This window comes from Methylobacterium sp. AC433 (assembly GCF_979253015.1).
The window spans coordinates 514358-520917 of the sequence record NZ_CEEDBN010000002.1 but is presented as its reverse complement, the minus strand read 5'-3'; the positions used below and the strand labels follow the sequence as shown (position 1 = coordinate 520917).

Annotated in this window: 7 protein-coding genes; 2 read left to right on the top strand and 5 right to left on the bottom strand. The window is 67.7% G+C overall.

Translation table 11 applies throughout. The annotated features are described in order from the left end of the window. Positions 1 to 40: 40 nt before the first annotated feature. Positions 41 to 976, bottom strand: coding sequence for a ParA family protein (locus AC0IWM_RS05950; protein ID WP_471753499.1), 936 nt, complete (start codon positions 974 to 976; stop codon positions 41 to 43). Between the two features lie 494 nt (positions 977 to 1470). Continuing rightward, entirely contained in the window at positions 1471 to 2103 is a 633-nt protein-coding gene (locus AC0IWM_RS05945; protein ID WP_056467183.1) for a 2OG-Fe(II) oxygenase, read from the bottom strand. Between the two features lie 194 nt (positions 2104 to 2297). On the opposite strand from AC0IWM_RS05945, the gene AC0IWM_RS05940 reads away from it, so the two are divergent. Next, on the top strand, positions 2298 to 2591 hold the full coding sequence (locus AC0IWM_RS05940; protein ID WP_471753498.1) for a hypothetical protein: 294 nt from the start codon (positions 2298 to 2300) through the stop codon (positions 2589 to 2591). A gap of 135 nt (positions 2592 to 2726) precedes the next feature. Next, positions 2727 to 4838, top strand: a complete 2112-nt coding sequence (locus AC0IWM_RS05935; protein ID WP_471753525.1) for an ABC transporter ATP-binding protein/permease — start codon at positions 2727 to 2729, stop codon at positions 4836 to 4838. A gap of 3 nt (positions 4839 to 4841) precedes the next feature. On the opposite strand, the gene AC0IWM_RS05930 is transcribed toward AC0IWM_RS05935, so the two are convergent. Genes AC0IWM_RS05930 through AC0IWM_RS05920 form a run of 3 tightly spaced genes read right to left on the bottom strand, consistent with a single transcriptional unit; the run spans position 4842 to position 6440 of the window. Continuing rightward, positions 4842 to 5558, bottom strand: a complete 717-nt coding sequence (locus AC0IWM_RS05930; protein ID WP_471753497.1) for an LrgB family protein — start codon at positions 5556 to 5558, stop codon at positions 4842 to 4844. Then, positions 5555 to 5953 (bottom strand): CidA/LrgA family protein, encoded by a 399-nt coding sequence (locus tag AC0IWM_RS05925; protein ID WP_471753496.1) that lies wholly within the window; start codon positions 5951 to 5953, stop codon positions 5555 to 5557. The genes AC0IWM_RS05930 and AC0IWM_RS05925 overlap by 4 nt, the downstream gene beginning before the upstream one ends. Positions 5954 to 5966: 13 nt before the next feature. Next, positions 5967 to 6440 carry a tellurite resistance TerB family protein gene (locus tag AC0IWM_RS05920; protein ID WP_471753495.1) on the bottom strand — a complete coding sequence of 158 codons (474 nt, stop codon included), beginning with the start codon at positions 6438 to 6440 and terminating at the stop codon, positions 5967 to 5969. Positions 6441 to 6560: the final 120 nt, after the last annotated feature.

Below are 6560 nucleotides of genomic sequence, written 5' to 3'. Positions count from 1 at the left end.
AAGGCCGGATACGTTTATGCAGACTGCTCAGACCAGCGGATCATAAGCCACTTGCGGACGGGGCGGGCCATACGTTTACTTCCGCGACCAGCGGGATGAGGATGTTGGAGACATGGATGCCGTACTTGCCCGAGAACGTAGGCGGATCCCGGCGTGGCATGAGCGCTCCGGCAAGCGCCGCCGCCTGGGGAATGCGCGTTGCGAAGAGGCGGAACCCCGCATCCTCGGCGTTCGCTTCCGCCTGTAGCCGCGCCAGCGTGTGCTGATGCTGGCGAACCTGCGGCTGAAACCGTGTCACAAGGACGTGGGGCTGACGCGCGGGTACGGCCGCGTCGTGCCGCCGATCCTTGTCGCCCCATACCGTCTGGATGAAAGCGTCGAGCCCGTAGGTCGAGAGATAGTCCGGGATCGACGTGACGATCACGAGATCGGCTCCTCGGATCGCGACCTCGGTCATCGGAGAGATGCCCGGTGCGCAATCAAAGAGAATGTAGTCGTAGCGCTCCGCGAGCGGCACGAACTCGTCCTCGAAGATCGTCCAGAGCTTTCCGTCGATGGCGCGCATCGAGAAGTTGCGCGCCGTGAGTTCGTAGATAATTTCGCGCTCGACCAAGCGGAGATAGGGACCGGCCGGGAGCAGCGCGAGCGCGAGAGGCTCGTTGCGGTGCATAGTGACGCTGATCTGATTCCGGATGCGGGGCGCCAGGAGTGGCTTCTCGCGGCTCACGAGCTTGAGGGCGAGGTAGGCCTCCAGGGTCCGGCCCCTGGCGATCATCTCGGCCAGCACCGTTTCCCCGGCGAGGCAGACCGAGACGCTGGCCTGCGGATCGAGGTCGACGACCAGCACCGAAGCTCCGTCCGCGGCCAGAGCTTCGGCCAGCATGACCACCGTCGTCGTCTTGCCCACGCCGCCCTTCATGTTCGCGACGGCGATCAGCCGGCCGCTCTCCCTTGGCCGACGCGCGGTTTCGCTCATGCCCGTTCCTCTCCCCAATGCGTCTCCCGTCGCTGTCGGTCGGGACGGCGAGCCGCAAACCGAGGGATCAGGCTCGCCGGACACGCGAATCACGCGGGCGGCTCAGCGCGATGCGTCGCATGCCGATCTCCGACAGGCATCCCCCGCCGGTCACGTCGACGCGCGGTTGTCAGGGCCAGGGACCATCCGCTGAGAAGGGCGAAGAGAGCTTGCGGTCAAGCCGCATCGACAGGCTCGCACGTGCGCCGCCTTCGATCCTCGCCGCGCCTGCAGGGGCAGCCGACGGCACGTCGGCGCGGGCAGAGTGCCCGTCCCTTTGGAGACCGGGGCGACGGGGATGGGCATCGGCGACGGGATACCGACCCGGACTGGAGGACATCCGACGGGCGAGCGGTCGGTCGTGCTGCCGGGATCCGACCGACACGGTGTGCTGCCGATGGGGCAGTGAGCCCTGGTCCCTTGCGACCGGGGCTCGACGGGGCTTCGGCGCGGAATTAGCGGCCGAAGATACCCTTGAGGAACTGCGCGGTTCGGTTGCGCTTCTTCTTGCGTTCGAGCTCGTTCGCGTCCTTCACCCAGGCGACCTGCACCACCCGGCGCTCGCCCTCGAACGGCTCGTGGCCGTGCCACGAATTGTCGGCGCGCAGGAAGGCGAACATGGTGCCCATGGTGGGCGGCACCTCGACGGCGAAGGGCTCGTAGTTCTTTCCGTCGTAGAGCACCCGCAGCCGGCCGGCCGCCGGAGCGTCCCAGGCGTCGTTCATGTAGATCAGCATGGTCATCACCTTGGACGGGCCGTCGGTGTGGATCGAACCGTACTTCGGCTGGCTGCGCTTCATGATGGTGGTGAGGCGTGGGCAGGAGACGAGGTCGATGCCGAATTTTTCGCCCATGATGCGGGAGAACTCGTCGCTCTCCAGCTCGTCGATCAGCGCCTTGAATCGACCCTTGAGGGCGACTTCGTCGACCGTGAGATAGCCGGGCTTGGCGATCGCGGGGAAATCCTGGCGGATCTCGTCGACGGCCTCCGGCTTGAGCACGTCGTTGCCGAGGAAGAAGCTGTAGGGCTCGCGGGAGACAGGGGCCGCCCGCACGGCATCAAGGTTGAGGATCGACAATCCCGTCATGGCTTCGACGTTCGTCCGTTCGGGCGCACCGGGCCGGGTTCGGGCGGTCGCGCACTGGGTGGAGCGCCCAGGCGAGGGCGCAATCCCGGTGGATAGAGCGTCCGATTGCGGCAAGCGGACGGCAACCCCTTTCCGCGCAACGCGGAAACTGCCATGCTTGGCCGTGTCGAAACGGAAAAGTGGCGCCGAGTATCGTGACGAGACGCCTCGCACTCGCCATCTGCGCCGCCCTGGCGACGCCGGCTAGTGCCCAGAGCCCCCTCTCGATGACCCAGCGCATGACCTGTGCCGACGCGATGGCTTTGGTGAAGAGCCGCGGCTCCGTCGCCATCAGTTCCGGCGGCCCCCTCGAACGCTTCGTGCGCGACCGAGGTCAGTGCGGTCTCACCGAAATCGCGGAACTGCGCTTCGTGCCAACCCGCGACAATCCGGAATGCCCGATCGGCTATCGATGTCGTGAGCCGGAATTCGGCGATTGGGATTGGTAGGAAGTCCGGCGGCGCGCGGATAGTCCGCCGCAGCAGAGCGCCACGATCTCGCCACGACCCGCCTGCAATGCCGGTGCGGTGGCGCTCCCCCGGGGCTCGGCGCCCGACGATTCCAAGAAACGAGGGGAGATGCGCGTGGCCGTACTGAGGACAGGCCTCGGCCTGCAAGCCGCCATCACGGCGCTCTTCGCGCTCGCGCTCCTTCTCCTGCCCGGCGTTTCCGCCCCACTCTACGTCAGCCTCAGCGGGCTTGCCATGGCGGGCATCCTGCTCGGGTCGGGCCGTCTCTCGTCCTACCTGAAGGTCTTCGTCTCGGTCTACGGCATCGGCTACCTGTTCCTGGCGGGGGCCAAGCAACTGGCCGTCATGGGTTTCCTGCCTCCGACGCTGGCCGCCCTCCTGCCACCGAGCTTCGCCGCCACCGGCGCCGTGGTGTTCGCCGGCATCGTCCTGGCGATCTCGTACCTGGAGCCGATCCGGGCGATCACGCTGATCGCGGACCCCTACTTCGCCACGACCGACAAGCCGACCCGGGAGATCGGTCCGTTCCGCCTGTTCGGCAGCACCGAGGGAAAGGTCGGCCAGCGCCTCGTCGCGCTGTCGATCTTCATCACCTTTGCGCAGGTCGCGCTGCAGCTGCGCCTGAACTTCTGGTTCCGCGACCTGTTCAACGCCTTGCAGGAATACAACGCCGACGCCTTCTGGTACCAGCTCGTCTGGGTGTTCGCACCGCTCGCGACGGTGTGGGTCGTTGTCGGCATGTTCGACACATTCGTCGACGCCACCCTGCACATCCGGTGGCGTACCTGGCTGACGCGCAGCTTCTACGGCCGCTGGCTGGATGCCGGGACGCATTATCGCGTCCCCTTCACCGGGGAGAGCGCCGACAATCCGGATCAGCGTATCCAGAGCGACATCAACCTCTTCATTTCCCAGACCACGACGCTCTCCATCCGCCTCCTGTCGCAGGCCGCGACCCTGGTCTCCTTCATGGTCATCCTGTGGGGCCTGTCGCGCGATTTCGTGCTGCCCTTCACCGATACCGTGGTGCCGGGCTTCCTGGTCTGGCTGGTGGTCGGCTACGCCGTCGTCGGCACCTGGCTGACGCACGTCATCGGACGCCCCCTCATCGGACTCGACTTCCGCCAGGAGAAAGTGGAGGCCGACTTCCGCTTCTCGCTCGCCCGCACCCGCATCTACGGGGAGCAGATCGCGCTCCTGCGCGGCGAACGCGCCGAGACGGTACGTCTCGGCAGCCTGTTTCACGCCATCGTCGACAACTACCTCGACATCATCGTGCGGCGGATCAAGCTCGGCAGCTTCACCCTATCCTACAGCCAGATCAGCGTGGTGTTTCCCTACATCCTCGCCGCGCCGTCCTACTTCCTGAAGAAAATCACGCTCGGACAGTTTCAGCAGACTGGCGATGCCTTCGGCAGCGTGCAGTCGTCACTGTCGTTCTTCATCAACTCCTACGTCACCATCGCGGCCTACCGCGCCAACACGAACCGTCTCTCGTCTTTCAAGCAGGCCATGACCAAGGCGGAAGCGATCGGCGGGACCGGCGAAGGCCTGTTCCAGGGCAACGACACCAAGGGCGACGTCACCGCCGCGAAGCTCAGCCTCGGCTTGCCCGACGGGCGCGAGATCGTAGCCGCGGACAACCTGACCATCACCAAGGGCGGCGCAACGCTGCTCACGGGGCCATCCGGCTCAGGCAAATCGACCCTGTTCCGCGCCATCGCGGGGATCTGGCCCTTCGCCAAGGGCCGGATCGACCTGCCCAAGGGGCAGTCGGCCCTTGTCCTGCCGCAGCGGCCCTACATCCCGTTGGGTACCCTGCGCGGCGCCGTCGTCTATCCCAACACCACGGACATGTTCCCGGACGAGGCCATCCGCGACGCCCTCGTGGCCGCACAGTTGCCGACGCTCGTCGACCGCCTCGACGAGGTGGATGCGTGGGATCAGCGCCTCTCGGGCGGCGAGCAGCAGCGGCTGGCCGTGGCCCGGGCCGTCCTCGCCAAACCCGACTGGCTCTTCCTCGACGAGTCCACCGCCGCCCTCGACGAGCCGAGCGAGGCCGCGATCTACAGGATGCTGCGCGAGCGCCTGCCGGGCACCACCATCGTGTCCATCGGCCACCGCTCGACCCTGCACGACCTGCACGACCGGCGCCTCGACATGCAGCCAGCCAATGATGGCCGGTTCGTACCTCGGGACGTGACGGCGCCCGTCGCTGCCGAGTAGCCCTCAGCGCAGGAACGTCACCGCGATCGGTGCCAGGATCGCGGTGAGGAAGGCGTTGAATCCGAGGGCGATGCCCGCGAAGGCGCCCGCCACCTCATTCACTTGAAAGGCGCGCGCCGTCCCCACGCCGTGGGCCGCGAGACCGGCCGCGAAGCCGCGGGCCCGCATGTCCCGGATGCGCAGGACATTCATCAGGGGCGTCACGAGGATGCCGCCGGTCATGCCGGTGAGCATGACGATGACGGCGGCCAGCGTCGGATCGCCGCCGAGCGTCTGGGCGATGCCCATGGCGACGCCCGTCGTCACGGATTTCGGGGCCAGCGAGATGATGACGTCGCGCGGGATGCCGAGGGCCTCGCCCAGCAGAAGAGCCGAGGCGAGCGCGACCACCGAGCCGACTAGGAGGGCCGCCAGCATCGGCGCCAGGGAGCGCAGCACGGTGGCGCGATACTCATAGAGCGGAATCGCCAGGGCCACGGTGGCCGGCCCGAGCAGGAAGTGCACGAACTGGGCTCCCTCGAAGTAGGTGACGTAGGGGGTCTTCGTGAGTTCGAGGACGGCGGCGGTGAGCGCGATCGCGATCAGGACCGGGTTCGCCAGGGGATGGCGTCGGGTCGCCTGGGCGATCCGGTCGGCGACCACGTAGGCCAGGAGGGTCACGGTCAGCCACAGCAGCGGCGTCCGCGAGAGGTAGACCCAGACGGCGAAATCCCCGGTCATGACCGGGCTTTCGGCTTGGCGAGCCAGCGCGAGACCGCCACGAAGGTCAGCGCCGTGGCGGCCAGGGTCGTGACGGTCGAGACCAGCACCACCAGCGCCAGGGCGATGCCGTGCACCGCGAGAACATCGAGGCGCCCAACGATTCCCGCGCCGGCCGGCACGAACATCAGCGACAGGTGGGCGAGCAGCCCTTTGCCGGTACTCTCCAGGCGGCCGTCCACCAGCGGCGGCGCGAGCACGCGTCCAGCCAACCGCGGCACCCGATCCCGCAGGATCAGGAACAGCAGCAGCAGCGCCATGCCGATCAGGGGACCCGGGATCGGCAGGTCAGTCGCTCGGGCAAGCGCCTCGCCGATGAGCTGCGCCAGAAGGATCAGGGTGAGGCTGAGGATCATCAGGGCCGCGTGCTCAGCCGAGGACGACCCGTCCCTCGGCAGCGCTGCGCCGGGCCTCGCCGATGGCAACCTCGTCGAGGCCCAGCAGGCCGCCGAGGCGCTCGACGAGGGCCTCCTCGAACTCGTGGACGCTGCCATCGGCACCGGCCACGGACCATGCCATGGCGAGGAGCCGGGCGCGCCGCTCCGGCCCAACCTCGTGGCCGATCATCTCGACGAGTTGCGCCATGTCGCGGGTCTGCGCGTCGAACGCGGCGGCGCGCGCGATCAGGGCCTCGGCCTCGGTCCGGTTCTGCGTGAAACGACCTTCCACGAGGCGGCCGAGGCGCTCTGTCTCCTCTGGCGCCAGGACGCCGTCGGCCCGGGCCACATGCACGAGGAGGGCGATGGCCGCGAGACGCTCATCGCCCTCCTCCGCAACCGCGTCATGGCTTCCGAGGCCGAAGGATTCGGCGGCATAGGCGCGAAGGCGGGCGAGCAGCGACATGACAATCCTTGGAACGCCCTGAATCCTTCAGGGGCGACCGTCGGGCCGTCAAGCAAGCGGACCTCCGGGCATCACGATGCCCCGGCACCGTGTCCGCGCTGCATCGCTTTTCCCACCACA